At 64.3% G+C, this 25,192-nt stretch carries 20 protein-coding genes, 1 tRNA gene and 1 other RNA gene; 12 read left to right on the top strand and 10 right to left on the bottom strand.

Annotated features, from left to right (window positions below; genetic code table 11):
• Window positions 1-7 precede the first annotated feature (7 nt).
• Together pta and ffs are read right to left on the bottom strand one after the other, a co-directional pair.
• Window positions 8-2,125 (bottom strand): phosphate acetyltransferase, encoded by a 2,118-nt coding sequence (gene pta / locus FVP60_RS12190; protein ID WP_147826565.1) that lies wholly within the window; start codon window positions 2,123-2,125, stop codon window positions 8-10.
• 608 nt (window positions 2,126-2,733) lie between these two features.
• An RNA gene (gene ffs / locus FVP60_RS12185) (signal recognition particle sRNA small type) lies at window positions 2,734-2,830 on the bottom strand.
• A 103-nt stretch (window positions 2,831-2,933) separates the two neighbouring features.
• Between ffs and FVP60_RS12180 the strand changes: the two genes are divergently transcribed.
• From FVP60_RS12180 to FVP60_RS12160, 5 genes are all read left to right on the top strand, one after another.
• Window positions 2,934-3,929, top strand: coding sequence for an AAA family ATPase (locus FVP60_RS12180; RefSeq protein WP_147826564.1), 996 nt, complete (start codon window positions 2,934-2,936; stop codon window positions 3,927-3,929).
• A gap of 1 nt (window position 3,930) precedes the next feature.
• Window positions 3,931-5,190 (top strand): DUF58 domain-containing protein, encoded by a 1,260-nt coding sequence (locus FVP60_RS12175; RefSeq protein WP_187240672.1) that lies wholly within the window; start codon window positions 3,931-3,933, stop codon window positions 5,188-5,190.
• The gene (locus FVP60_RS12170; protein ID WP_147826562.1) at window positions 5,177-7,603 is read left to right on the top strand and encodes a transglutaminase TgpA family protein; all 2,427 of its coding nucleotides are present in this window, start codon (window positions 5,177-5,179) and stop codon (window positions 7,601-7,603) included. Before FVP60_RS12175 ends, FVP60_RS12170 begins: the two co-directional genes overlap by 14 nt.
• 16 nt (window positions 7,604-7,619) lie before the next feature.
• Window positions 7,620-7,709: transfer RNA gene (locus FVP60_RS12165), tRNA-Ser, on the top strand.
• Window positions 7,710-8,298: 589 nt separating this feature from the next.
• On the top strand, window positions 8,299-8,649 hold the full coding sequence (locus FVP60_RS12160; RefSeq protein ID WP_147826561.1) for a nuclear transport factor 2 family protein: 351 nt from the start codon (window positions 8,299-8,301) through the stop codon (window positions 8,647-8,649).
• A gap of 42 nt (window positions 8,650-8,691) precedes the next feature.
• On the opposite strand, the gene FVP60_RS12155 is transcribed toward FVP60_RS12160, so the two are convergent.
• Window positions 8,692-9,099, bottom strand: a complete 408-nt coding sequence (locus FVP60_RS12155) for a YccF domain-containing protein (protein ID WP_147826560.1) — start codon at window positions 9,097-9,099, stop codon at window positions 8,692-8,694.
• Between the two features lie 68 nt (window positions 9,100-9,167).
• Window positions 9,168-9,800, bottom strand: a complete 633-nt coding sequence (locus FVP60_RS12150) for an NADPH-dependent F420 reductase (protein WP_147826559.1) — start codon at window positions 9,798-9,800, stop codon at window positions 9,168-9,170.
• 87 nt (window positions 9,801-9,887) lie between these two features.
• On the opposite strand from FVP60_RS12150, the gene FVP60_RS12145 reads away from it, so the two are divergent.
• The 5 genes from FVP60_RS12145 to cydC all read left to right on the top strand — a co-directional run bounded on the left by FVP60_RS12145 (window position 9,888) and on the right by cydC (window position 16,382).
• Window positions 9,888-10,514 carry a helix-turn-helix transcriptional regulator gene (locus tag FVP60_RS12145; protein ID WP_147826558.1) on the top strand — a complete coding sequence of 209 codons (627 nt, stop codon included), beginning with the start codon at window positions 9,888-9,890 and terminating at the stop codon, window positions 10,512-10,514.
• A 98-nt stretch (window positions 10,515-10,612) separates the two neighbouring features.
• Window positions 10,613-12,025, top strand: a complete 1,413-nt coding sequence (locus FVP60_RS12140; RefSeq protein WP_147826557.1) for a cytochrome ubiquinol oxidase subunit I — start codon at window positions 10,613-10,615, stop codon at window positions 12,023-12,025.
• 12 nt (window positions 12,026-12,037) lie between these two features.
• Window positions 12,038-13,081, top strand: a complete 1,044-nt coding sequence (gene cydB / locus FVP60_RS12135; RefSeq protein ID WP_147826556.1) for a cytochrome d ubiquinol oxidase subunit II — start codon at window positions 12,038-12,040, stop codon at window positions 13,079-13,081.
• Between the two features lie 119 nt (window positions 13,082-13,200).
• A complete protein-coding gene (cydD, locus tag FVP60_RS12130) occupies window positions 13,201-14,736 on the top strand; it encodes a thiol reductant ABC exporter subunit CydD (protein ID WP_246132601.1) in 1,536 nt (511 codons plus the stop codon).
• Entirely contained in the window at window positions 14,733-16,382 is a 1,650-nt protein-coding gene (cydC, locus tag FVP60_RS12125; RefSeq protein WP_147826554.1) for a thiol reductant ABC exporter subunit CydC, read from the top strand. The genes cydD and cydC overlap by 4 nt, the downstream gene beginning before the upstream one ends.
• Before the next feature lie 118 nt (window positions 16,383-16,500).
• Here cydC and FVP60_RS12120 read toward each other — a convergent pair whose 3' ends face one another.
• The 3 genes from FVP60_RS12120 to FVP60_RS12110 form a co-directional block, all read right to left on the bottom strand.
• Window positions 16,501-17,091 (bottom strand): GNAT family N-acetyltransferase, encoded by a 591-nt coding sequence (locus tag FVP60_RS12120; protein WP_147826553.1) that lies wholly within the window; start codon window positions 17,089-17,091, stop codon window positions 16,501-16,503.
• Window positions 17,066-17,701 (bottom strand): phosphatase PAP2 family protein, encoded by a 636-nt coding sequence (locus tag FVP60_RS12115; protein WP_187240671.1) that lies wholly within the window; start codon window positions 17,699-17,701, stop codon window positions 17,066-17,068. Before FVP60_RS12115 ends, FVP60_RS12120 begins: the two co-directional genes overlap by 26 nt.
• 394 nt (window positions 17,702-18,095) lie before the next feature.
• Window positions 18,096-19,325 (bottom strand): multidrug effflux MFS transporter, encoded by a 1,230-nt coding sequence (locus tag FVP60_RS12110; RefSeq protein WP_147826599.1) that lies wholly within the window; start codon window positions 19,323-19,325, stop codon window positions 18,096-18,098.
• A gap of 468 nt (window positions 19,326-19,793) precedes the next feature.
• Between FVP60_RS12110 and FVP60_RS12105 the strand changes: the two genes are divergently transcribed.
• Together FVP60_RS12105 and FVP60_RS12100 are read left to right on the top strand one after the other, a co-directional pair.
• Entirely contained in the window at window positions 19,794-20,495 is a 702-nt protein-coding gene (locus FVP60_RS12105; protein WP_147826551.1) for a thioredoxin-like domain-containing protein, read from the top strand.
• A complete protein-coding gene (locus tag FVP60_RS12100) occupies window positions 20,495-21,193 on the top strand; it encodes a DUF305 domain-containing protein (RefSeq protein ID WP_187240670.1) in 699 nt (232 codons plus the stop codon). The genes FVP60_RS12105 and FVP60_RS12100 overlap by 1 nt, the downstream gene beginning before the upstream one ends.
• Window positions 21,194-21,258: 65 nt before the next feature.
• Here FVP60_RS12100 and FVP60_RS12095 read toward each other — a convergent pair whose 3' ends face one another.
• The 3 genes from FVP60_RS12095 to FVP60_RS12085 all read right to left on the bottom strand — a co-directional run bounded on the left by FVP60_RS12095 (window position 21,259) and on the right by FVP60_RS12085 (window position 24,985).
• A complete protein-coding gene (locus FVP60_RS12095; RefSeq protein ID WP_147826550.1) occupies window positions 21,259-22,227 on the bottom strand; it encodes a carbohydrate ABC transporter permease in 969 nt (322 codons plus the stop codon).
• Complete coding sequence (locus FVP60_RS12090; protein WP_147826549.1) at window positions 22,227-23,540, bottom strand: carbohydrate ABC transporter permease; 1,314 nt, start codon at window positions 23,538-23,540, stop codon at window positions 22,227-22,229. Before FVP60_RS12090 ends, FVP60_RS12095 begins: the two co-directional genes overlap by 1 nt.
• A 104-nt stretch (window positions 23,541-23,644) precedes the next feature.
• Window positions 23,645-24,985 (bottom strand): ABC transporter substrate-binding protein, encoded by a 1,341-nt coding sequence (locus tag FVP60_RS12085; protein ID WP_147826548.1) that lies wholly within the window; start codon window positions 24,983-24,985, stop codon window positions 23,645-23,647.
• Between the last annotated feature and the right edge of the window lie 207 nt (window positions 24,986-25,192).

Here is a 25,192-nt window from a genome sequence, read left to right as displayed (position 1 = left end):
TTTCTCCCTAACCCTGCGCCTGAATCGCGGTAATCGCGACGGTATTGACGATGTCGGCGACCAGCGCACCACGCGACAGGTCATTGATGGGCTTGTTGAGCCCCTGAAGCACCGGCCCGATCGCTAGCGCTCCCGCCGACCGCTGCACGGCCTTGTAGGTGTTGTTTCCGGTGTTGAGGTCGGGAAACACAAACACGGTGGCTTGGCCGGCGACCGCCGAGCCCGGCATCTTCTTCGCGGCAACGGCGGCGTCGGCGGCTGCGTCGTACTGGATGGGACCCTCGACGAGCAGGTGCGGGGCGCGCTCGCGCACCAGCTCCGTGGCTTCGCGCACCTTGTCGACATCGGCACCGGAACCAGAGTCTCCCGTTGAGTACGAAAGCATGGCAATGCGCGGGCTGATGCCGAACTGGATGGCGGTAGCGGCGGAGGAGACCGCGATATCGGCAAGCTGGTCGGCCGTCGGGTCGGGAATCACGGCGCAGTCGCCGTATACCAGCACCCGATCGGCCAGTGCCATCAGGAAGACGCTGGAGACAACGGAGGTCAGCGGCTTGGTTTTGATGATCTCGAACGCCGGGCGAATGGTGTGCGCGGTGGTGTGGGCAGCTCCCGACACCATGCCGTCAGCCAACCCCAGGTGCACCATCATGGTTCCGAAGTACGACACGTCGGTGACGGTGTCGGCCGCCTGCGCGAGCGTGACGCCCTTGTGCGCACGCAATGCGGCGTATTCTGCGGCGAATCGCGCGACATACTCGGGGTCAAACGGGCTGATGATGTGCGCGCCATCGAGCGAAATGCCGAGCTCGGCGGCACGTGCATGAATGGTTTCGGCATCGCCGAGAATCGTCAGATCGGCAATGTTGCGAGCCAGCACGGTTGCTGCGGCGCGAAGGATGCGATCGTCGTCGCCCTCAGGCAACACGATACGTTTGCGGTCAGCGCGGGCACGCTCGACGAGCGCGTACTCGAACATCAGCGGTGTGACAACGGCCGGTTTCGCCAAGCCCACCGCCGCCGCGAGCGCCTCTTCGTCGACGTGGGTGGCAAACAGCGCCAGCGCAGTGTCGTAGCGCCGCTGGGCATCAAGTTCCATGCGAGCGCGGGCGTTCATGACTCGCACGGCGGTGTCGAACGTGCCGAGGTCGGTGGCGATGATCGGCAGCGGCGACGATAGGCCTTCGAGCAGTCGGGTGACCTCGGCGGGCAGCTCGAAGGGGCCGTTGAGGATCACGGCGCTGAGCGCAGGGAAGGTGCCCGACTTGTGTGCGAGGAGCGTCGCGAGCAGCACATCGGTGCGGTCGGCCGCGATCACCACGACCGCGTCGGCGGTGAGGCGCGGCAACACGTTGACCATCGACATGCCTGCGACAACAACGCTGAGCACCTCGCGGGTGAGCAGTTCGCGATCGCCGCGGATGAGCGTGCCGTCAACGGCCCGAATCACATCGCGAACCGACGGTGCGACCAGGGTGCGGTCTTCTGGCACGGCCCACACCGGAACCTGGCGGCCAAGGTCAACCTCGACCGCGTGAGCGACGGCACCGGCAATGTCGACGAGGGCATCGGGGTCGGCACGGTTGACCACGATGGCGAGCAGATCGGCGCGGTTGGATACCAGCTCGGTGACCGCGAGATCTGCCGCCTGCGCAACCTGCAATGCGCTGCGCGCTGTCGTGGTTCCGAGTCTCTCCGCTTGCGCCTGCTGATCCCGCCCACCCAGCACCAGCAGCACGGGCGCGCCGAGGTTGGCGGCAATGCGCGCGTTGAAGCTGAGCTCGGCCGGGCTTGCCACGTCGGTGTAGTCGCTACCGAGAATGACGACGGCGTCGCACTGTGCTTCTACCGCCTTGAAGCGGGCAACGATCGTCGCGAGCGCGGCCTCGGGGTTGGCCCGCACATCGTCGTAGGTCGCGCCAATGCAGTCGTCGTAGCTGAGGTCGGCTCCATCGTGCGCGAGCAACATTTCGAGCACGTAGTCACGCTCAACAGTGGAGCGGGCGATGGCGCGGAACACGCCTACGCGCGGCGCAGATCGAGCCAGGGTGCGAAGCACACCGAGCGCAATCGTTGACTTTCCGGAGTGCCCTTCGGCAGACGAAATATAGATGCTCTTAGCCACGCTCTAACCCTACGCGCCCCACGATATGGGGCGCCCGGGAAAATAAGGCTCTCCGCAGGTCCGCGTCGCACGCCGCGGGCCGTACCTGCACGCCGCGGGCCGCACCTGCACGCCGCGGGCCGCACCTGTCCCCGCACTCCGCGGACGCAGCTGTCCCCGCGCGCGCGTTTCCCCTGCGAAACACATTTTGGTCGGCGAGAAACATGCGGCGCGGCGGTGTTTCGCCGACCAGAGTGCGTTTCGCGGCGGGGCGCGAAACGCGGGTGCGAAGCGCGGGTGCGAGGGGCGCGGGGCGCGGAAATGAAGAAGGGCGCCCGGGCAAATGAGGCTCTCCGAGCACCCGGCCGTCCCGCACTCCGCGGACGCAGCTGTCCCCGCGCGCGCGTTTCCCCTGCGAAACACATTTTGGTCGGCGAGAAACATGCGGCGCGGCGGTGTTTCGCCGACCAGAGTGCGTTTCGCCGGAATGGGCGGGGGCGCGAGGCGTCGGGCCGTGCGGGGAGGGCGCGGGCCAGGGGCGGGCGCGGGCGCGGGCGGAAATGAAGAAGGGCGCCGGGGCGCCCACCACGCGCGGGGGGAACCACGCGCGCGGCGAAGCGCGCGGGAAAAATAAAGACCCTCCGCGCACCCGGCAGAGCCTGGTTACCCTTGCTACGTTTCCGTCCTGGGGGAGTTGGCCTGGATGCCGCCGCGCGGAGAGCTGTTTCTATCTTACAGGCTCATGGGAGTGCTCTCGTTCGCGGGCCGCCCCGATGGCGTTGGGACTACCATCAAGCCAACGATGTTGTTGATCCGGATGGGTGGCCCAATGCAAGACTCCGATACTCCCGAGCTGATGTCGCCCACCGAGTTTCGTGCTCTCACCACGGCCATCACCGACTCTGTCGGAACCGTGATCGACGGCAAGCCCGGTGCTCTGAACGCCGCTCTGGTGTGTCTTCTTGCCGAGGGGCATTTGCTTATCGAAGACGTTCCGGGTGTCGGAAAGACTATGCTTGCGCGCGCACTGGCGTCGTCAATGGATGCCGTCGTGCGCCGTATTCAGTTCACCCCCGATTTGCTCCCCGGTGACGTCACGGGCGTGTCGGTGTTTAACCCGGTGTCTCGGGAGTTTGAGTTCAAGCCCGGCGCGGTGTTTGCCAACATCGTCATTGCCGACGAGATCAACCGAGCCTCCCCCAAAACGCAGTCCGCATTGCTTGAGGCGATGGAAGAGCACCAGGTCACTGTCGATGGCGAGACACACCTGCTTCCCGCTCCGTTCCTGGTGGTCGCGACGCAAAACCCGTTGGAGATGGAGGGAACCTACGCGCTGCCCGAGGCGCAGCGCGACCGTTTCATGATGCGGCTCTCCATGGGATATCCCGATGCCGCGGCCGAGATGGCGATGCTTCGTCAGCGCGATGTTCGCAACCCGCTGGAGGGTATTGCTCCCGTCGTTGACGCCACGACCGTTCGCCGTCTCATCTGGTTCGCGCGCAATATTCATGTCTCCCCTGTGATCGAGTCGTACGCGGTGCAACTGATTCACGCGACGCGCTCCCACCCAGAAGTTCGCCTCGGCGCCAGCCCCCGCGCCACACTTCAGCTCGTGCGGGCGGCAAAAGTGTGGGCAGCGTTGAGTGACCGCGAATTTGTCATTCCCGATGACATCACCGACCTGTTGGAACCAGTGCTGGCGCACCGACTCATTCCGACGCGCGCCGTGTCAGGATCGCGGTCTCGGTCAACGACGGATGCAGTCGCCGACATTCTGGCGTCGATCGCCCGGAGCACTCCGGTTCCGATCGCAACCCGAGGCTAGTGTGCAAACCCGTCTCGTACTGACGATTCGCGGTTGGTGTCTGCTCATCATCGGCGCGGCAGCGCTGTGGGGCGCAACGCTCATCGCGCTGCCTGACCTCGCGTACATCGGATGCATCTTTCTCGCGATACTCGTCGCTGCCGCGCTGTGGCAGTTCATCGGCCGCAAAGCCGGTGAACTCACGCGTAGTGTCTCAACCGAGATCCTGAGCGTCGGCCACGAATCGACCATTGAGGCGCGGTTTCGCGCGCAATCGCTCATGCCCACCCCCGTCGGCTCCTGCACCGATGCGCTGCCCGACGCGCTCCGCGGCGATGCCACCGGCACGGTGCCGACGATCGGCTCGTCGCTGCGACGGGGTGCGCAGACTCTGACGGTGCGGTACCCCGTCACCGGCGTACGGCGCGGTGTGCACAAGATCGGCCCGTTTCGCATCACGACGACCGACCCTTTCGGTCTCGTGCGTCGCCACACCTCACTGGGCGAGGCCACTCCCGTCACTATCGCACCTGCCCTGGTTCCGATCGCCGCACTCCCCATCTCCGCGGGCGAATCTGGCGGATCGCTGCACTCAAGCACATCGCACCTCGGCGAGGGCGCCGACAATCTCATCGCGCGGCCCTACGCGCCGGGCGACTCCATGCGCCGCATTCATTGGCGCGCCACCGCACACCGCGACCAGCTCATGGTGCGCCAGGAGGAGAAGGAGTCGACGCCGCGCGCGATCATCGTCTTGGACCGCGCCGTGACGCGTTGGCACGCGGCTGCCGGACAGTCGGAGGCGAAAGACGCGGCGTTTGAAACCATGCTGTCGATGTGCGTTTCGGTGGCCGCTCGGCTGATGTTTGAGGGGTATCTGGTCGTCGTCTGCGACCAGGACGGCGTGGAGCTGTGCGATCCGCTCACCGACGACGCTGACATTCCCGGCATGCTGTCCGCATTCGCCACCGTCACGACGCACGGCGGCGATCGTTGGGAGCAACTGCGCGCCCTGGCACCCGAGGGCGGAGCTGGGCCGCTCGTGTTGCTGACGCGCGGCGTCACGCCGCAGCAGACCGCGGCCATCGCCCCGCTCGCGCACTCATCGACCTTCGCCGTGCTGTTCGCGGCAGACACCGAAGCCACCGTGCTTGACGAGTGCCACCATGCCGGATGGCGCACCAGCGCCGTTGACGCCGCCGATATTCGTCGCCGCGACGACGCCGTCATTTCAGCCTGGCTGACCGCTCTGGAGCAGGGAGCGTCGCGTGTCGATTCGTGAGGCCGAGCCGCAAGCGTACGTCGAGTCTCTCCCGTCTGGCGCGACGGGCGGAACCATGAGCGGCGGTTTCGAGTCAGAGGCGGCAGCCCCAAAGCGCCGCGCGCCGCGATCGCGCCCCGACCTGCTCCTCAGCGCGCTCACCGCGACGCTGCTGGGAGCCGGAATATTCTCCCTGCTCGGCCCCATCGTGGTCGGCATGTGGATGATGATGACGATCGTCATGATCGCTCTGGTCTTTTCCGCCGGCTACCTGCTGCGCCGCTTGCGGGTTCCGCTTGCCGTGGTTCCGCTGATTCAGGCGCTACTTGTCATCGGCGCACTCACCCTGTTCTTCGTGCCGTCGACGGCGGCGCTAGGCGTGGTTCCGACCGCGAGCGCGATCGAGGGCATGGAACGGTTGTTGTCGCGGGCCGTGAACGACATTGTGTTCGGCATCGCGCCGATGGTTGCCACCGACGCGCTGACCTTCTTGCTCGTCGCCGCTACCGGTGCGCTGGCCGTCGTGCTCGACACGCTCATCGTGAGCGCACGCCTGCCTGTCTTGGGTGGGGCGATTGTGTTGGTGGTGGGACTCATTGCGCCGCTCATCGTTCCGGGCGCGGTCAATCTCAATGCGCTGATCCTCATGCTGGTGCTGATGTTTTTGGTGGTGCGGCGCGTCACCGCGCTCGGGGAGCGCCGGCTGAGCGCCACTGCCGAACGCGGCGGCCCGGCGGCGTCGGCAGCGATCATCGTGGTGTCGGCGCTGGTCGTTGGCGGCGCGATTGCACCGCTCGTCGAGGGGCCGCGTTCTCAGATCATTCCGGGGTTTGGCCCCGCGCTGAGCATCTCCCCCTCTCTCAATCTCGGCAATGACCTGCGCCAGCCGCGAGAAACCGACGTGCTCACCGTCTCCGGTGACAGAACTACTCCGCCGTACTTGCGCATCTCCACCCTCAGCATTTTCGACGGCGAAACGTGGGTCGCCAGCCCCGACAGCGCGGTCGGCTCACTCGCAACGCTGGCGGCATCGCCCACGGTCGAGGTGGGGCCCGATATGCGCGTAACGGAATACACCTCGATGATCGACGTGAAAAACCTGGCGATGGCGTGGCTGCCGTTGCCCTACGCTGCGGTAGAAATTTCTGGTTTGACGGGCGAATGGCAGACGGGCTCTGACACGCGCACGGCCAGGTCAGCTGCCGAAAGTACGAGTGCTGGCAGCCAGAGCTACACGGTGCTCAGCCGCGAAGTGCGCCCGTCGGCCGAGCAAATTCGCGCCGCGGCAACCGGCAGTGCCCGCTATCCAGACCTCGCCGAGTTGCCGGCGGGAACGCCCGCGAGAGTCAGTGAGCTGGCGGCGGCCGTCACAGCCGAGGCAACGAACGACTATGACCGCCTCGTGGCGCTGCAAACCTGGTTCCGCTCATCAGAGTTTGAATACTCGCTCGACGCGCCGGTTGAGGATGGTTTCGACGGCGACAGCATGGCGGCGATCGACCGCTTTCTCGAGGTGCGCGCCGGATACTGCGCGCATTTTGCCGCCGCGTTCACGCTGATGGCGCGCTCCCTCGACATGCCCGCACGCATCGTCGTCGGATTCCTGCCCGGCTCCTCGACGAACGACGTTGACGCCGACAATCAGCGCGTCTACAAGGTGACTTCCAGCCAACTGCACGCGTGGCCCGAGGTGTATTTCGAGGGCATCGGGTGGGTGGCCTTTGAGCCAACACAGTCGCTCGGCACCCCGACGGCATTTGCCGCAGACCAGCCCGCCGAGGCTGGCGGAACGGAGGTGGGCGCCACGGCCGCGCCAACCGAGGCTCCGGTGGTTCCCGAGGCGACAGCGCGCCCGACGGTCGCACCTACGACGGCGGCTGCCCCGGCAACGCAGACGCCGGCGTTCCCGTGGATGCCCGTGCTGCTGGTGGCGCTTGCCGTGTTGGTTGTGGCGCTGATTCCTGCCGGCGCGCGCGCCGTACTCGGTTCCTCCCGCGCGGCGACCATTCGCGATGGTTCCGCCGCCGCCGCATGGCGGGAGGTGGTGGCAACGGCCGCCGACTACGGAACCGCGCCATCGCCCACCATGTCGGCCCGCGAAATGGGGGTGCGCCTCATCGACCGCGGCGCGCCGGCTGACGCCGTGACGACGCTCGTGACGTCCATCGAGCGCGCATCGTATGGTTCCGGAACCACGTGGCAGGCCGATAGCGGCGGCGATATGTGGGCGGCGGTGCAGGAGGTTCGCCGCGGCCTCCGAGCGAAGGCGACGACGCCGCGACGTATCGGCGCGTTCTTCGCTCCGCTCTCGCTGGTGTCGGTTCCGCTCATGAACCTCGCCACCCGAGGCGATGCAACCGCGCGCGATCGATCGATCGATTCACAACAATCGGTCGATGTGGTTCGTCGCACCCTCCGCGACAGGGTAGGCTAGTCGAGGCTTACGCCGAGGAGAATTCGCCTAGTGGCCTATGGCGCACGCTTGGAAAGCGTGTTGGGTGTTAAAGCCCTCGGGGGTTCGAATCCCCCATTCTCCGCCAAAAGTTAACGCGCCGCCCCCAGGGCTGGCGCGTTAACTTTTTCTTCCGCCAGAGTGAGCTACCTCCTCCTTCAGCCAGAGCGAACTCCGACTTGCACGGTCATCCCGGGCGAGCTCGGACTTCCACGGTCACCGCGGGTGCACCTCCACACTCCCCCTCGACTTGCCCGCGGTTCCACACCCCACGGGAGAGCAGGAGATTCACCTGGCACAAAGAGAAAACCGCAATAATCTCCTTCTTTCACGTGAGTCTCCTGCTGTCGCGTCGAAGGTGCAGCGCACCAGGCCGCCACGGCGCGGGTTCGGCGCAAAAGCCTCCACATCGCGGGCGAGCCCCCGCGATCTCCTCAACCTGCTCCGTGGTTCCACACCCCACGGGAGAGCAGGAGATTCACCTGGCACAAGGAGAAAACCGCAATAATCTCCTTCCCTCACGTGAATCTCCTGCTGTCGCGTCGGAAGTCCGGGTCGCAGGGACGGCGCACAGGTTTCCTACCCACACCGGGCCAGACCACATTCCCCCTCCCGCGCGGCGGGGTTGTGTGGGAGGATCAACGCCCAGAGGGCACGATGGTCGGCGAGGAGAAAACGTGAGTGAAATGAAGTTGCCGGCTGCCGTGCAGCGGGTAATCGATGCGATCAACGATGGCGACAGTGATGCGTTTGTCGCCGCATTCACCGACTCCGGAACCATTGATGACTGGGGACGATTGCTCACCGGTGCGAGCGGATTGCGTCAGTGGGCACGAACCGACGCGATCGGCGCCAACGCCACGATGACGGTAATGACCGCGGTGACACACGGAGCGACGACAGCCATGCGGTTCGCGTGGGCGAGCGAAGTGTTCAACGGTGAATCGTCCGGTGTGTTCGAGGTCGAGGGCGACCGCGTCACCCGTTTCACCATTCTCGAGGCCGACGCCGAGCCCGCCGACGCTTAGCCCGACCCCGCAAACGCCGCCGCTAACTAGCTAACTGGCTAGCTACCGCTGCGCCTCCGCGCCGAACGGGCTCTTGCGGGTCGACACGATTCGTGCGCCCAGCGGCATCAGCGACACCGGAATCATCTTGAAGTCTGCGATGCCCATCGGAATTCCGATGATCGTGACGCACAGCGCAATGCCCGAGAGCACGTGTGCGAGCGCCAACCACCATCCGGCCAGAATCAGCCAAATCACGTTGCCGAGAAGCGAAGCAATGCCCGCGTCTTGCTTGGGAATCACGGTGCGCCCGAATGGCCAAATCGCGAACCGCGCGATGCGGAACGACGCGATACCCCACGGAATACCAATGATCGTGATGCACAACAGCGCGCCAGCCACCATGTAGCCGACGAACAGCACCCATCCAGAGAGCACCAGCCAAATAAGGTTCAGAATGAAACGGAACATGTGGCTATCGTCGCACGCATCGCGCGCGGTGGGGTGAGCCGAACCGCGCAGCCCATGAGCCAGACCGCTCAGCCCAGCTGACGGCGCAGCTCAGCACTCGACAGCGTCGCCCCAAACAGCGCCTGCCCTGGCTGCAGCGCATACGTCGACGCCAAGTCTTCGATAACGACAGGATCAAACCCCAACGCATCAACCCACGCGGCAACAATGGCAGCGGACCGGGTATCGTCGGCGACGACCGCAATGCCCCACCGATGGGGGTCACCCGCACGGCGAGATCCGCCCGCGAGGTCTCTGTATGCGACGTGGTTGAACGCCTTCACAACGCTCGCGCCGGGCAGCCAGCGCTTCACCAGCACGCTCGTCGGCATTGCCGCATCATCAAAATCAGGGCGCGGCCCGTCGGCCTCTTCCCAATAATTCATCGGATCCACCACAACGCCGTGGAACAACGCCGAGTCGAGCTCTTCGGCATCGCTCAACCCAATCGCGAGCACCACAATGTCGGCGGCCACCACCTCGTCGAGCGTCGCCGCGACCGCGCCGGGAGCGAAGGTTTCAATGATTCGCGCAGTGCGGGCACGAGGGCCGGAACCATGAAGCAGCACTGAAAATCCGGCGGCGAGCGAGAGGCTCGCGAGGGTTCGCCCGAGCTTGCCTGCGCCGATGATCCCGATCGACTCGGGGTGTGCAACGGGCATTGCGCTCTCTTCCGGGATTGTGCGCGGGGCGTTCCGCGAATAGTGCCAAACTCGGCTGCGCTCTCAGACATTGCCGATAATAGAAGTATGGCCTCGTCACATCCTGGCTACAGCGCGATCTCGAGTGAGTCGCGAGTCCAGATTTTGCACCTGCTTCAGACCCGACCCTTGCGCACCATTGACGAGTTAGTAGAGTCCACCGGGCTCCACCCCAATACGGTGCGCGAACACTTGCAGCGACTGAGCGATGACGGCTATATCGTCTCGCAAACCGAGCGTCGCGAAACACGGGGGCGGCCACGCACGCTGTACAGCGCCGCCACCGGCGACGAAGAGGCCATGAGCCCGGTGGCCCAGCGCAAGGTGCAGGAGGCTGCCGAGCGCGGTGACCTGATGCGACGGGTCTTGCCCGACACCGACAACGGCGACCTCAACGACGACGAGTTGCACCAGATCGACGCGCTTGTCGAAAACCTCATCGACTCCGGCTTTGACCCGATCGTCGACCCGACAGACCTCACCATCGACCTCTCCCCGTGCGCGCACCTTGGGCAGGCCGATGACGCGCCAACAACCCGGTGCGCCGTTCACGTCACGCTATTGCAGGCCATCGTCACCCAGGCTGGCGGACCCCTCAACGTTGACGGCCTCCGCCCCGCCTGCAATCCGCAGGACTGCGTGATTCAGCTGCGCCGTGGTTCCGCCGCAACGTAGCTTTTTATTCACGGCCATCGGGGGTGCGGGTTTGAAACCCGCGTCGTACGGTTGAGCTATGCGTGACAGATCGATGCCACGCGCTCTCGGAGGCCCCCATGGATCTGCTTGACCCACTGGCTCTCGCCCGATGGCAATTCGGGTTGACGACCGTCTATCACTACCTGTTTGTTCCCCTCACCATCGGCATGGTTTTGGCGGTCGCCATCTTCCAAACCGCGTGGGTACGAACCGGCAAGATTCACTACCTGCACTTGACGCGATTCTTCGGCAAGATCTTCTTGATCAACTTCGCCATGGGCGTCGTCACCGGCATCGTGCAGGAGTTTCAGTTCGGCATGAACTGGTCGGACTACTCGCGCTTTGTGGGCGATATCTTCGGCGCTCCGCTGGCCTTTGAAGGTCTGATCGCCTTCTTCTTCGAGGCGACATTCATCGGACTGTGGATTTTCGGTTGGAACAAACTCCCGGCCAAGATTCACCTCCTCACCATCTGGGCAACCGCGTTCGGATCGATCATCTCGGCGTACTTCATCATCGCCGCGAACGCCTTCATGCAAAATCCCGTCGGCTTCGAGCTCAACGCCGACAAGGGGCGCGCTGAGCTCGTCGACTTCGGCGCGCTGATGACCAACCCGGTCGCACTCGCCGCCTTCCCGCACACCATCTTCGCGGCCTTCATGTTTGCCGCCGGCGTCATCATCTCCGTCGCGGCATGGCACGTCTCACGTGGCCAGCACCTCGACTCCATGCGCACGGCATTGCGGTTTGGCCTGTGGTTCATGATCGCTTCGACGATCGGCGTGGTCATCACCGGTGACCAGCTGAGCCTCGCCATGTACGCCACGCAGCCCATGAAGATGGCGGCGGCAGAAGCGACCTTCAATACGGTGTGCGGGCCCGACGCCTCGTTCTCGTTGTTCACGCTCGGAACGCCCGACGGCAAGACCGAGCTGTTCTCCATTCGCGTGCCGTACCTGCTCTCCCTGCTGTCAAATCACACTTTCGACGGCTGCGTGCACGGCATCAATGATCTAAACGCGGAGTACGCGGTGACATATGCCGGAATGGGAATCGATGACTTCACCCCGACCCTGTGGATCACCTACTGGGCGTTTCGCTGGATGATCGGCCTGGGTCTGGTGCACTGCCTCATCGCCGTTGCCGGCCTGTGGGTTACGCGTAAGAAGGCGAAGAAGCCGGTCGCGAAGTGGATGTGGAAGATTGCGATCTGGTCGTACCCGCTGAGCCTGCTGGCCTCCATCGTCGGGTGGATCTTCACCGAGATGGGCCGCCAACCGTGGATCGTGTTTGGTCTCATGACCACGCGTGACGGAGTCAGCCCCGACGTCTCCGGCGGTGAGGTGCTCACCTCGCTGATCGCCTTCACCGCCATCTACGCGGCACTCGCCTTCGTCGAGTTCCGTCTCATCATCCGCACGGCACAAAAGGGCCCCGACGACACGGAACAGGTGGGCGTCGACGACAAGCCTGCCTCGGTCGTCTACTAAGAGAGGGACATCATGGATCTCAACACCCTGTGGTTCTGGATCGTCGCCTTCCTCTTCGTTGGCTACTTCGTTCTGGACGGTTTCGACTTCGGCGTCGGCATGTCGTTGCCCTTCCTGGGCAAAGACGATGTCTCACGTCGACAGATCATCAACACCATCGGCCCGGTATGGGACCTCAACGAGACGTGGGTGATCGTTGCCGGCGCCTGCCTGTTTGCGTCGTTCCCCGAGTGGTACGCCACCCTCTTCAGTGGCTTCTACCTGCCGTTGCTGTTGATTCTGCTGGCGCTCATTCTGCGTGGCGTGTCGTTTGAGTACCGGCACCAGCGGCCCGATTCGGCATGGCGCAACCGCTTCGACTGGATGATCATCATCGGCTCTGCCGTGCCCGCGCTGCTGTGGGGCGTGGCCTTCGCAAACATCGTGCAGGGTGTTCCGCTGGATGAAAACCACCACTTCACGGGCACCCTGTTCACGCTGCTGAACCCGTACGGCCTGCTCGGCGGTCTCACCACCCTGCTGTTGTTCTTCGTACACGGCGTCACCTTTGTCGCACTCAAGACCGACGGCGAACTGCGTGAAAACGCTCGCAAGCTGGCGCTGAAGGCCGGGCTTGTCACCGTGGTCGTGGCCGCAACCTTCTTGGTGTGGACGATCGTCGCGAACTTCTCGGTCGCTGGCCTGATCTTCGCCGCTCTCGCCGCGGTATCGCTCATCGGCTCGGTCGTGGCCAACTGGCGCGGCCGCGAAGGGTGGGCCTTCACCGGTGGCGCACTCACGGTCGCGTTCGCCGTGATCGCGCTGTTCGCTTCGCTCTTCCCGAACGTCATGCCCTCCACCACTGACCCGGCGTTCAGCCTCAACATTTACAACGCATCGAGCTCTGACTACACGCTGGGCATCATGAGTTGGCTTGCCCTCATCGCCCTGCCGCTCGTGCTGCTGTACCAGGGCTGGACGTACTGGGTCTTCCGCAAGCGCGTCACGCGTGCCTCGATTGAGGCGGCGCCCCACCAGGCCAGCGACACCACCCCCGACGAGAAGGTCACCGCATAGGCGGAGTGCGCCACCCGCACTGAGGTTTCATCATCAGCACGAAAGCCCGCTCCGGGCCCGTTGACCCGCGGCTGCTGCGCCACGCACGCAGCGTCCGCGGGTTCTTCGCCGCTCAGGCCGTGATCTCCTTCATCAACACCGTCGCCATCATTGCCTTCGCGTGGCTCATCACCGACGGCATCGTGGACGCGGTAGACGGCACCGGAACCATCGGCTTGGTGCTGTGGCAGCTCGTGGTTGTCGTCGTGGTGCGGGCCGCAATGGTGTGGGCAACTGAGCGGGTAAGCGCGCGAGCCGCGGCGGGAGTCGGCTCCCAACTGCGCACTGCACTGATCACCGCGATCTCAGCACGTGGTTCCGCGTGGCTCGCCTCACAAAACTCGGCGAAACTCACCCTCACCGCCACGCGCGGTCTTGGCGCTCTCGACGCGTACTTTGGCCGGTTTCTGCCCCAACTCTTCGCGACCGTTGTGACCACGCCCACCCTGGTGGCGGTGATGTGGGCGAGCGATCTCCCCACCGGCATCACGCTGATTGTGACGTTGCCACTCATTCCGGTGTTCATGATCTTGATCGGCCTGGCGACCCGCACCGTGCAAGAGAAGCAGTGGAGCACGCTGCAGCGTCTGGCCGTGCGGTTCTCCGATACCGTGCAGGGCCTGGCGACGCTGCGAATTTTCGGTCGTGCCGAACGCGCGGCGACCTCCGTTGAGCGCTCGAGCGACGAATACCGCGTGGCGACAATGAAGGTCCTGCGGGTGACGTTTCTCTCCGGCTTTGCCCTTGAATTGCTGTCGTCTCTTGCCGTCGCGCTGATCGCCGTCTCCGTCGGTCTGCGACTGCTCACCGGAGACCTTGACCTCAGCGTCGGCCTGTTCGTGCTCTTGCTCGCTCCCGACGCCTTCTTGCCGCTGCGACAAGTGGGAGCCCAGTTTCACGCCGCGACCGAGGGCGTTCAGGCGACGCGTGATGTGCTCGATCTGCTCGATGACGACGAGTCTGCCCCGCCGCGCAGGGTCGCCCTGCCCGGCGGCGAATTGGTGCTGCGAGACGTGCGGGTGATCCGCGGCGAGCGGGAGCTTGCGCCGGTGTCTTTGGTGGCGACGCCCGGAACCATCACCGCGTTGGGCGGGCCGAGCGGGGCAGGTAAGTCCAGTGTTTTCGCCGCGCTCCGCGGTGCTGCGCCCTTCACCGGTACGAGCGTGTTTGGTGGGGTTTCTACGGCAGAGCTTGACCCGTCATCTTGGCTCGCGTGGGCCGGGCAGTCGCCGATGCTGTTTGCCGGCACCGTTGGTTCCAATGTGACGCTTGGTTCGTCGCCGGACGATGCGCTCACGGCGTGGGCGTTGCGTACGGCAGGAGCCGCGGAGATCGCGACGAGTACGCCCATCGCAGCCGATGGTTCCGGCCTCTCCGGCGGCCAAGCGCAGCGCGTCGCCGTGGCCCGCGCGCTGTATCGGTGGCGAGTGGGTGCTGCGTCGGTCATCGCGCTGGATGAGCCCTCGAGCGCACTCGATGCCGAGGCCGAAGCCGCGCTGTGGGCAGGGCTTCGCCAGGTCGCCGATGAGGGTGCCGCGGTGCTGCTGATCTCGCACCGCCCGTCGGCGTTTGAGCTTGCCGACGCGGTCGTTGTGATGGCGGAGGTGCCCGCATGACCACTCGCGAGGTGCTGCGCGCAGCGATGCCGAGTCGCAAGAAGTTTGCCCTCGCCCTGTTTTGGGGCTTCCTTTCGGCATCGGCCGCCGTTGCCCTGCTGACGGTGAGCGGCTGGCTGATCGTGTCGGCCGCGATCGTCAATTCGCTCGTGTATCTCAATGTGGCGATCGTTGGCGTGCGTTTTTTTGCCACTTCGCGTGCGGTGTTCCGTTATTTGGAGCGTCTGTCCGGGCATGACGCCGCCTTCGGGCAGCTCGCGAAGAGCCGCGCCGATATTGTGCGACGGCTCACCCCGCTCTCCCCCGCCGGGTTGGGGCGTACCGATCAATCCGGCGTTCTCGCGACGCTCGTCGACGATGTGGATGAGCTGCAGAATCTCTCATTGCGCGTCGTGCAGCCCCTGGTCGTTGGTGCCAGCGTGTCACTGGGTGCGGTCGTCGTGGTGACGATCATTTGGCCGCTAGCAGGCCTCACGCTGTTTGTTTCGTTGGCCGTAGCCACGGTCGCCGCGGTCACGCTCGGCTGGCTGGCCGGCGGGCGGTCGGAACGTGCCATCGCCGGTGCCCGCGCACACCTGTCGCAAACGGTGACGGCGTACGTGCAGGGCTTCGATGTGCTCACCGCCTACGGCACCGAGCCACAGGTGCGAAACGATGTGTTCGCCGCCGACGCGGCGCTCCGCTCAGCCCTCACGCGGGCGACGAGCGCGCAAGGGTTGTCATCGGCCATGGTGTCACTCGCCGCCGGGCTGGCATCGATTCTGGCGCTGGCCGTTGGCTCCCCCGCCGTGATTGCCGGAACGCTCGATCCGGCGTGGTTTGCCGTCACCGTGCTCGTGCCGATGGCCGTCTTTGATGTGTTTGCAACGGTTCCGGCAGCCGCCAGCGCCTGGCGAATCGTGCGGGCAAGTGCCGAGCGCATCGCCACGGTGGTGCCCGAGCAGATTCCCGCGGGCGTCGTCGTTGATACCGATGGCGCCGCGCCCTCCGGAACGGCCATCCACATGCGGGAGGTCAATATCTCCTGGCCAGGTGGGCCCGACGTATTGCACGGCGCAAACTTTGATATCGCCCCCGGTGAGCGCGTGCTGATCACCGGCTCAAGCGGAACGGGCAAGTCGACGTTGGCATATGCGCTGACGCGGTTCTTGGCGGTGCGGGGCACCTTCACGATTGGTGGCGATGCGGCGTCTGACCTATCGCCGGTGGCGGTGCGCACTCGCATCGGACTGTGCGAGCAGCGCCCCTACCTGTTTGACGAAGACCTTCGCCAGAACCTGCTGTTCGCGAAAGATGATGCCACCGACGCCGAGCTGTTCGCCGTGCTCGATCGTGTGGGCCTGGCCGCGTGGGCGCGAGAGCGCGGCGGCTTGGATGCCCGCGTGGGCGAACGCGGCGCGCTGGTGTCTGGCGGACAAGCGCAGCGCATTGCGCTCGCGCGGGCGCTGCTGCGCGGGTTCGACGTGCTGATTCTGGATGAGCCCACCGCGGGCGTCGACGGTGACACCTCCGACGCCCTCCTCACCGACCTGCTCACGGCGGCCGGTGTCGATGGCCGCACCGTGGTGCTCATCTCCCACGTCGCCCCTCCCGCGGGGCTCGTTGACCGCACCCTGCGCCTGCGGGACGGCAAGCTCGTCGTGTGAGCGGGGAGCCTGCGGCGGGCAGGTGTGGGATGCCTGCTGGGGCGGCGGCGGAACGAGTGAGGTGATTGGGGCGGCGGAACCAGTGCCGCGGTAGCGTGCGCCGGAACCAGAACTGGCGCTAGTCGAGTCGCATGCCGTAGGCGGCCGCGTCGCCCGCGTCAAGGCGCTCGAAGCCCAGCTTCTCGTAGAACCGTTGGGCGTTCTCATTGTCGAGTGATGCCACCAGGTGAACGCCGGGCACGCCGTGCTCGCGCAGCTGCGCGGTGAGGGTTTCGATCAGGGTGCGCCCCCACCCGCCGCCACGCAGATCGTCCAGCAGGTTGATGTGCAGGTGCGCGGGGTAGGTATCGGCATAGCGGGCGGCATCTTCGCGGCGGCGCGCCACCCCGTCGATGAGGGCGAGCGTCTCAGCATTCGCGTCGGCACGATAGGCCGCGTCGCGCTCGGGCCACCATGAGGTGATAAACCACTCCTCAAATGCCGTGGTGTCGGGGGTCGCCACCAGATATCCCTTGGCGCCCTCGCCATCGTCAACAACCCACGCCCAGTGCGGATCGCGCACCGCGTACGGCACCGCGTAAATGTCACCCAACACGCGATCGTCGCTGTACCGGCCGGTCGCATCGAGGCCAGAGGAGCCCGTCAGCAGGCAGATGCGCGTGAGGGCATCGGCGTCGTGGGGCTCATACCGTCGCAGGGTGGCGGGCATCATTCTCCTTTTCCAGCTGCGCAGAAAACACACCAAGCATCACCAACGCGGCACCGGTTCCGATCGCAATTCCTGCAATCGTATCGGTGAGCCAGTGCGCGCCCAGATACGTGCGCGACCAGGCCATCGCGATGATCCACACCACGCCGATGATCGTCATGACCGGGTTTCGCAGCAGCACAATCAGCACCACCATGACGGTGGCGGCATTTGCTGCGTGCCCGGAGGGAAACGAGCCGAAGTCACTCACCACGAGCATGTCTTCTGGCCGAGCCCGCGCAAATATCGATTTGAGAAGTTGCACGAGAATCACGGAGAGCAGCGCCGACGACGCGAAGAAAGCGATCCCCCACGGCCGGCGGAGCAGCGCCAGCGCCGCAACGACAATTCCCGGAACCAGCAGCGTTGCGCGCCATCCGCCGCCCAGCCAGTCGAAGAAGCGACCCACCGCCACCATCGGATCAACGCGCGCCTCGACCATGAGCGCCATCCACCCGCGATCCAGCGCGTTGACCGGGCCAATTGCGGTGACCACAACGCCAATCAGCACGCCCACCAGAATCAGCGCGACGCCCCACAGTGAGATGGTCAGTGCCCGCGTCCGTTTCATTCGACCATTGTGCCGCGAGCGCCCCGATTCGCACGCCGCCGCGCAACGAAACCCGTGGTTCCGCCCGACCTTCTCCGACTCTTCCCCCTGCATTCGCCGGAATTTGCGGTACGCGCGCTCTCCTTGCTTACACGAGTTTCCGCGACGCTCGTCATGGTTCTGCAGGATCCGTTGGGGCTGGTGTTACTGAAGTGACAGGTGAGGCACTTTTCGGCCCAAAATTCGCGAGCGATCCTGCAGAACCGCCGCGCGGCGTTGTTCCGCGGCCGCTGGCACCCCACCGCGGCGTTGTTCCGCGGTCCGTTCTTCCGCGGTCGCCCGCACCCCATCCGCCGGCACCCCGCGGCGCCTCCGGCGACCCGCGCCCCGTGGTTCCGCTCGGCGCAGCCGCGTCTTAAGGGTTGAGTAGCCCGACGGTGCGGGGGCGCACCAGGGTCCACAGCGAAATGATGCCGATGGCCGCACACCCCACCATCACGACAGCCATGGTGGTCGCCGTGATACCGGAGCCCGCCGAAATCAGGCCAACGAGGGGTGAAATCAGGGCGGCGACCGCGTTGTTGCTGGCACCGAGCAGGGAGGCCGCGGTTCCGGCGGCGCTGCCGTGACGGTCAAGTGCCAGCACCTGAACGCAGGGGAAGGTAAAGCCGCACGCCGTCATGAAGACGAAGAGCGGAACCACGGTGCCCCAGAGCCCGAGATCCAGCGCGTCGGTGATGAGAATGGCGACGCCAGCCAGCAGTAGCGCTACCGTCGACCAGGCCAGCACCCACTGCGGGCCGAAGCGCGCCGCAAGCCGCGCGGAGACCTGGTTGCCGGTGATGAGGCCGATCGAGTTCGCGGCGAACAGCAGACCATACTGCACCGCGGTGAAGTCGTAGGTCACCTGAAAGAGGAAGCTCGATGCGCTGAGATAGCTGAACAGTCCGGAGAAGGTCATGCCGCCGATAATGAGCACGCCGACATAGACGCGGTCGCTGAGCACATTGCGGTATCGGCGCCACACGGTCTCGTTGCCCTTGTCGTGGCGACGTTCCTTCGGCAGGGTCTCTGGCAGGAAGAAGATTGAGCAGATGACCATGAAGAGGCCGTAGCCCATCAGCACCCAGAAGATGCCGCGCCAGTCCATGTGTTCGAGCAACCACGAGCCGATCAGCGGCGCCACGACGGGTGCCACACCCATCACCAGCGCCAGGCGTGACAGCATCACAACAAGGCGTTTGCCGCCAAAGAGGTCGCGCACAATCGCCATCGCGACCACGCTGCCGGCCGCCGCGCCCATGCCCTGCACCACGCGGGCGCCAGCCAGAATCTCCAGCGTCGGTGCGATAGCGGCGACCAAACTCGCGAGAATATGGAGCGACGTTGCGACCAGGAGCGGAATGCGCCGGCCGATCTTGTCGGTCAGCGGCCCGACAATGATCTGCCCGAGCCCGAAGCCCAGCATGGTTCCGGTCAGGGTCAACTGGATCGCCGACGGCGAGGTCGCAAAGTACTCTTCGAGCACCGGGAAGGCCGGCAAGTACAGGTCAACGGTGAACGGCCCGAGAGCGGTGAGCGCACCGAGCAGAATCACGTAGAGCACGCGGCGCCGCGACGACAGCGCGTCGCCGGGGTGCAACATGATCGGCGCCGTGGCGGGGTTTGCGCCGAGCGAGCGGATGGCGCCCGTGCTGGTGGGAACCACAATTGACCCGGTGTGCGTTGCCGCGCCAGCGCGGGTGGCGGCGTCAAAGGGTTCGTCGGCCTGCCGTGCGGCGGAACCTGAAACCGGGTTGCCGGAGGCGTCGCGGGTATCGCGGTGGTCTGGGTTAACTGGGTGTCTTGGGTCTTCTGGGAATGCGGCAGAGGTGGGGGTGCTCACGATGGCTTTCGGCTTATCTAGTTTCGAAACGATTCGGCGCTGGGCGGTACTATGTTACTCCTGCGGGCAGCCGAGCGAAACGCCTGGCGCTGGCGGGTGGGCGTCGGATCGATCGCCACATCCCGTGCGGTCGAGAGCAATACCACAGCCCGTTACCGCGGGCTCTGCCGCGGCCAGGTCTGTGCCTTTTCACAGTGATGTTTTCATCCACTCGCATACGATGACGACATGAGCTCGACGCCTCCTCGAAAAAGCGGAAACCCCGCTAAGAACAACGGCACGATGAATGCCGCCTCGCAGAAGCAGCAGCGCCAGGAAGAACGACAGGCGAAGCTCGCCGAGTATCAGCGCAACATCGCCCGCCGCAAGCGCAATAAGACGCTCGCCTGGGTGCTCAGCGGCGTCGGCGTGATCGCGGTCGTTGGCCTCGTGGTGGCTTCGTACATTATGACGCCGCGCCCGGTGAGCTATGAATCGGCCAACGGCTCGATGACCATCGAGGGCGTCGAGACCTTCGAGCACCAGACCCTGCACACCGAAGATCCGGTGGACTACGAACAATCCCCGCCGGCTGGCGGTCCGCACTCTTACCGGTGGTTGACCTGTGCCGTGTACGAAGAGCCCGTGCGTGACGAGAACGCCGTGCACAGCATGGAGCACGGCGCCGTCTGGGTGACCTATGACCCCGCACAGGTGACCGATGAAGACGTGCAGAAGCTTAAGAGCATGACGCCCGACACCTACGCGATTCTCAGCCCCTACGAGGGCATGGATACTCCCATCACGATGAGCGCTTGGAACGCGCAGCTCAAGCTGGACTCGGTCGACGACGAGCGCGTCACCGACTTCTTCACAAACTACTGGCGCAGCAACCAGGTGCCGGAGCCCGGCGCCCTGTGCGTAGAACCGAATGGCGGTTGGCCCGAATAATGTCGGCTGACGCAATCGATTCGTCGACCCTGCCCGCGGAACCTCCGATGCCGCGCTGGCAAAAGGTGCTCGCGGTCACGGTCGCTGTGGCGACGATCGCGGCGGCGGCCTTCGCTATCGGCCGCTTCAGTGCCTTTGACTCGACACCCGCAGCCCAGGTTCCGCTTGACTCTTCGGCAGAAGCCGGCTTCGCCCGCGACATGCAGAGCCACCACCAGCAGGCGGTGGAGATGGCGATGATCATCTACCCGAAGACGCAAGATGCAGACCTGCGTGCGATCGCGTACGACATCGCGACGGCGCAGTCGGCGCAGCTGGGCCAGATGCAGCAGTGGCTCATCGACTGGAACCTGCCGGCGTATGGTTCCGCCCCCGCGATGCGGTGGATGGCAAGCAGCAGTGAGCACAGCGGCCACGGCGACCCGGCACTCACCCCGGAGGAGCTCAACGCCCAGATGGGCATGGCGACCGACGAGCAGCTGAAGCAACTCGCTGCAGCAAGCGGAACGGCCGCCGACTGCCAGTTTCTTGAGCTGATGATCCGCCACCACGAGGGTGCGATCGACATGGTTGATGCGATTGAAGAGCTCGGCTCCAACGCAAACGTGCTGGATCTGGCCGGAAAAATGGCGGCCACCCAGACCAGCGAGATTTCTGCCATGCAGTCGCTGCAGAGTCGGTTTGGCTGCTCCGGCTAAAGCCGCCCGCCAAAAATTCAGGGGGCCCGTGACAATGTCACGAGCCCCCTTCCCCCGTTTTCCCCCTACCCCTTCGTCGCGCCTGCGAGCAGGCCGCGAACGAAGAAGCGTTGCAGAGCGAAGAACACAATCAGCGGAACGATGATCGCGATGAACGCACCCGCCGACTGCAGGAACCATTGGTCGCCCCAACTGCCGGAGAGCGAGTTCAACGTCTGCGTTAGTGGTAGCGACGTATCTGGCGCGAATATTGTCGCGACCAGCAGGTCGTTCCAGACCCACAAGAACTGGAAAATACCGAACGATGCGATAGCCGGCATCGCCAGCGGCAGGATGATGCGGAAGAACACCTGGCCGTGGCCGGCACCATCCACACGTGCTGCCTCAATAACCTCGTTCGGAATTTCCGAAATGAAGTTGTGGAGCATGAAGATGGCCAGCGGCAGTGCGAAAATCGCGTGAGCGATCCACACCGTCGCGAAGCTGTGATCAGCATCGCGAAGCGCTAGACCCGGGAAGATCGTCACGTCGTTGATCGTGAGTCCGCGAGAGAACATCGACAGCAACGGAACCAGGGCCATCTGAATCGGCACGATTTGCAGCGCGAAGACAAAGATGAACAGGCCGTTGCGACCCTTGAACGGAATCCACGCGAAGGCGTATGCCGCAAGCGATGCGACAACGATCGGAATGATGGTCGCCGGAATCGAGATCGCGAGGGAGTTGATGAACGACTCCCCCAACGTCAACGAGGTTCCGCCTGCCGTCAGCGCCTGGAAGTAGTTGTCCAGCGTGAACGACGGGTTGACGAAGACTGTCCACCAACCCGTGCTCGACGAATCAGCACCCGGACGGAACGAGGTCACCAACAGTCCGAAGGTGGGGATGCTCCAGAAGATTGCGATAATTGCTGCCGCAATCGTGGCACCCTTCGAGGTCAACCGCTTGTGAGCGGTCTTCTCGTTGCGGCGCGTTTCACGCTCAATCTGGCGCGCATTGCGCTGATCCATGACGATGGCCGTTGTTTCGCTCATCAGCGGATCTCCCTCTGCTTCGCAAGCTGTCTGGCGTTGAAGATGATCAACGGCAGCACGAATATGAACAGCACGACCGCAAGCGCCGACGAGTGGCCGTAGCTCTGGAATCGTTGCTGCTGGTTCACCATCTCAAAGCCCAACACGGTGGTGTCTGCGCGGCCACCGGTCATCACCGCGACGATGTCGTAAACCTTGAGCGACATGATGGTGATGGTGGTGAGCACGACGATCAGCGAGCCGCGAATGCCTGGCACGGTGACATTGACGAAGCGCTGCCACGAGTTTGCGCCGTCGAGACCAGCGGCCTCGGTTTGCTCGGTGGGAACCGCCTTGATGGCGGCCGACAGAATCACCATCGCGAAGCCGGTTTGGGTCCAGATGAACACGATCAGCAGGAACAGCGTGTTCCAAATGGGGCGTGCATCGAGCCAGCTGACCGGGTCGCCGCCGAAGGCAGTCACGATCGCGTTCAACAGACCGATCTGCTCGCCCTCGCGAACGTCGTACATGAACTTCCAGATGATACCGGCGCCCACGAACGAGATGGCGACCGGCATGAAGACGAGAACCTTGAGCACCTTCTCGCCACGAGCGCGGTCAATAAAGACCGCGTACGCGAGACCAATCGCGGTAGAAATCGTTGGTGCCAGCAGCGCCCAAATCAACGTGTTGATGATCGACCAGGTGCCCTCTGGGTTGGTAAGCACCCAGTGGTAATTCTCGAGCCCGACGAAGTTGTCACCCGTCTTGTCGAAGAATGACTGCACGACCGTGGAGATCGCTGGGTAGATCAGGCCGAGGGCCAGAAGAATGGTCGCTGGGGCCATGAAGAGCACCAGCTGGAACAGGTAGCCGGAACCTTCGCGAGCGCGAAGGTCTGCGAAGAACAGCAAGCCACCGCTGGCGAGTGCGATCGCGACGACGTACAGCAGCGCGTTCGCATACGGACGCAGCAACATGAAGGCGATCAGCGGAATCACGAAGCACGCGATGAGGCGGATCCAGAAGTACACCGGACCGCGGCGAGGCGCGTACTCCACCAACAGCAGGATCAGACCAACGACCGCCGCGAAGACCAAGACCACAATGGGGATCTGCACGAGCGGGCCGAGATTGCCCAGCCACTGGAAGAACGAGTTGAGCGAGAAACCCAGCGACCGCGGATTGGCATCCGGGTTCGGGGTGCTGAAGACGAGCGCGACGATCAAGCCGACGATGAGAATGATCCCACCGACCACGCCGAGCGTCGTCACCTTGGGGTTGTACCCACCAGATTTCGCTTGTGCTTCGGTAGCAACGCTATGGGACATGAAGACCTCCTTCTGAGTGCGACAGTGAACTCAAAGTCCGCCAGGGTCACGTGAGGGGCCGGGGCGCTGGGCCTCGACCCCTCACGTTGTCTGACGAGACCAGACTAGTTCTCGTAACCAGCCTGAATATCGCTAAGCACGTCCGGCGTGCTCTTGCCGTCGATCCAGCTGACCATTCCCTTCCAGAATGATCCGGAACCAACCGTGGTCGGCATGAGGTCGGAGGCGTCAAAACGAACAACCGTCGTGTCGTCCTGCAGCACCATCATTGCCTCGGTCAAGAACTCGCTCGAAGCCAGCGACGGGTCGGCGTTCTTGTTGGCCGACATGGCGCCACCAAGCTCAACGCGAGCGTCAGCGAACTCCTTGCTCGCCATGAACTCCAGCACAGCCTGCGTGGCAGCGTCATCGCTGAAGCCAACGACGAACTCGCCACCAACCTCAACCTGCAGCTCGCCCTCGGTCATGCCGGGCATGATGAACGCGTAGACGTCGCCGTCCGGTGCGATCTCGGGCGTCTCGCCATCCGCGGTCTTGGTCGTCAGCAGGTTTGCCGTAAGGAACGATCCCTGGTGCGTCAGCGCACAGGTTCCGTCTGCCAGCTTGGCTGCAACGTCTGCAAACGCGGTGGTGTTGATGCTCTTCACATCACCAAAACCGGCGTTGACGTAGTCGGGGTTCAAGAGAATCTCACCAACGGCGTCGAAGGCACTCTCGATCTCCGGGTCGGTGAACTTGACGTCGCCGGCGATCCACTGGTCGTAGACATCGGCGCCAGACTGACGCAAAACGAGGTCTTCAACCCAGTCGGTTCCGGGCCAGCCTGAAGCGGCATCGGAGGCGAAGCCCGCACACCACGGTGCGTCCCCCGTGGTCTCCTGGATCGTCTTGGTAAGCGTGAGCATTTCATCCCACGTCTTGGGAACTTCAACACCCCACTCCTCGAACTGCTTCGGCGAGTAGAAAACGTAGCCCTTCACGTTCGCAAGCATCGGTGCCGCGTAGAACGTGCCGTCGACCGTTCCGTAGCCCTTCCAGTCTGCTGACCAGTTCTCGTCAACGAGCGCCTCAACGGCTTCGGGGGCGGGCTTTGCCTCACCCGTCGCGATGAGCGTGTTCATCAGACCAGGCTGGGGAACGATCGCGATGTCGGGGGCGGAGCCACCGTCAACCTTGGTGACGATGTTGCCTTCGAAGCCCTTGTCACCGGTGTATTCCACCGAGATGCCGGTGTCTTTTTCAAACTGCAGGAACGAGTCATTCAGCGCTTCTGCTTCGGTTCCGGTGATGCCGCCGGAGATCTTGACCGTCTCGCCCTCGAGCGAGGAGCCATCGCCCGGTGCAGCGCCACCGTCTTCCGACTCGGCGCATCCGGCGAGAGTTAATGCAGCGATGCCAGCGACAGCAAAGCCAACCAGCACACGACGTCGGCGTGGAACACCCATGTCGACACTCCTTTCTAGCGCGAGGAGCCCTTCCTTGCGCTCCCGGTTCCGAATGAGGAACCGCTTCCAGCAGAATCTATTGATACTTCGGCTTGAGCACAAGACTTTGGTGTATTACGACTCGATAACCTCTGTGAAACGCGTTTGGGAGCGCTCTCACGACCAGGATGCTCAAGCCGACCCCGACTCGTCAATGTGGAACCGGTT

The organism is Microbacterium mitrae (assembly GCF_008017445.1).
GTDB classification, from domain to species: domain Bacteria; phylum Actinomycetota; class Actinomycetes; order Actinomycetales; family Microbacteriaceae; genus Microbacterium; species Microbacterium mitrae.
Note: the sequence above shows the minus strand (reverse complement) of the source record. Positions and strands in the feature narration are given on the sequence as shown.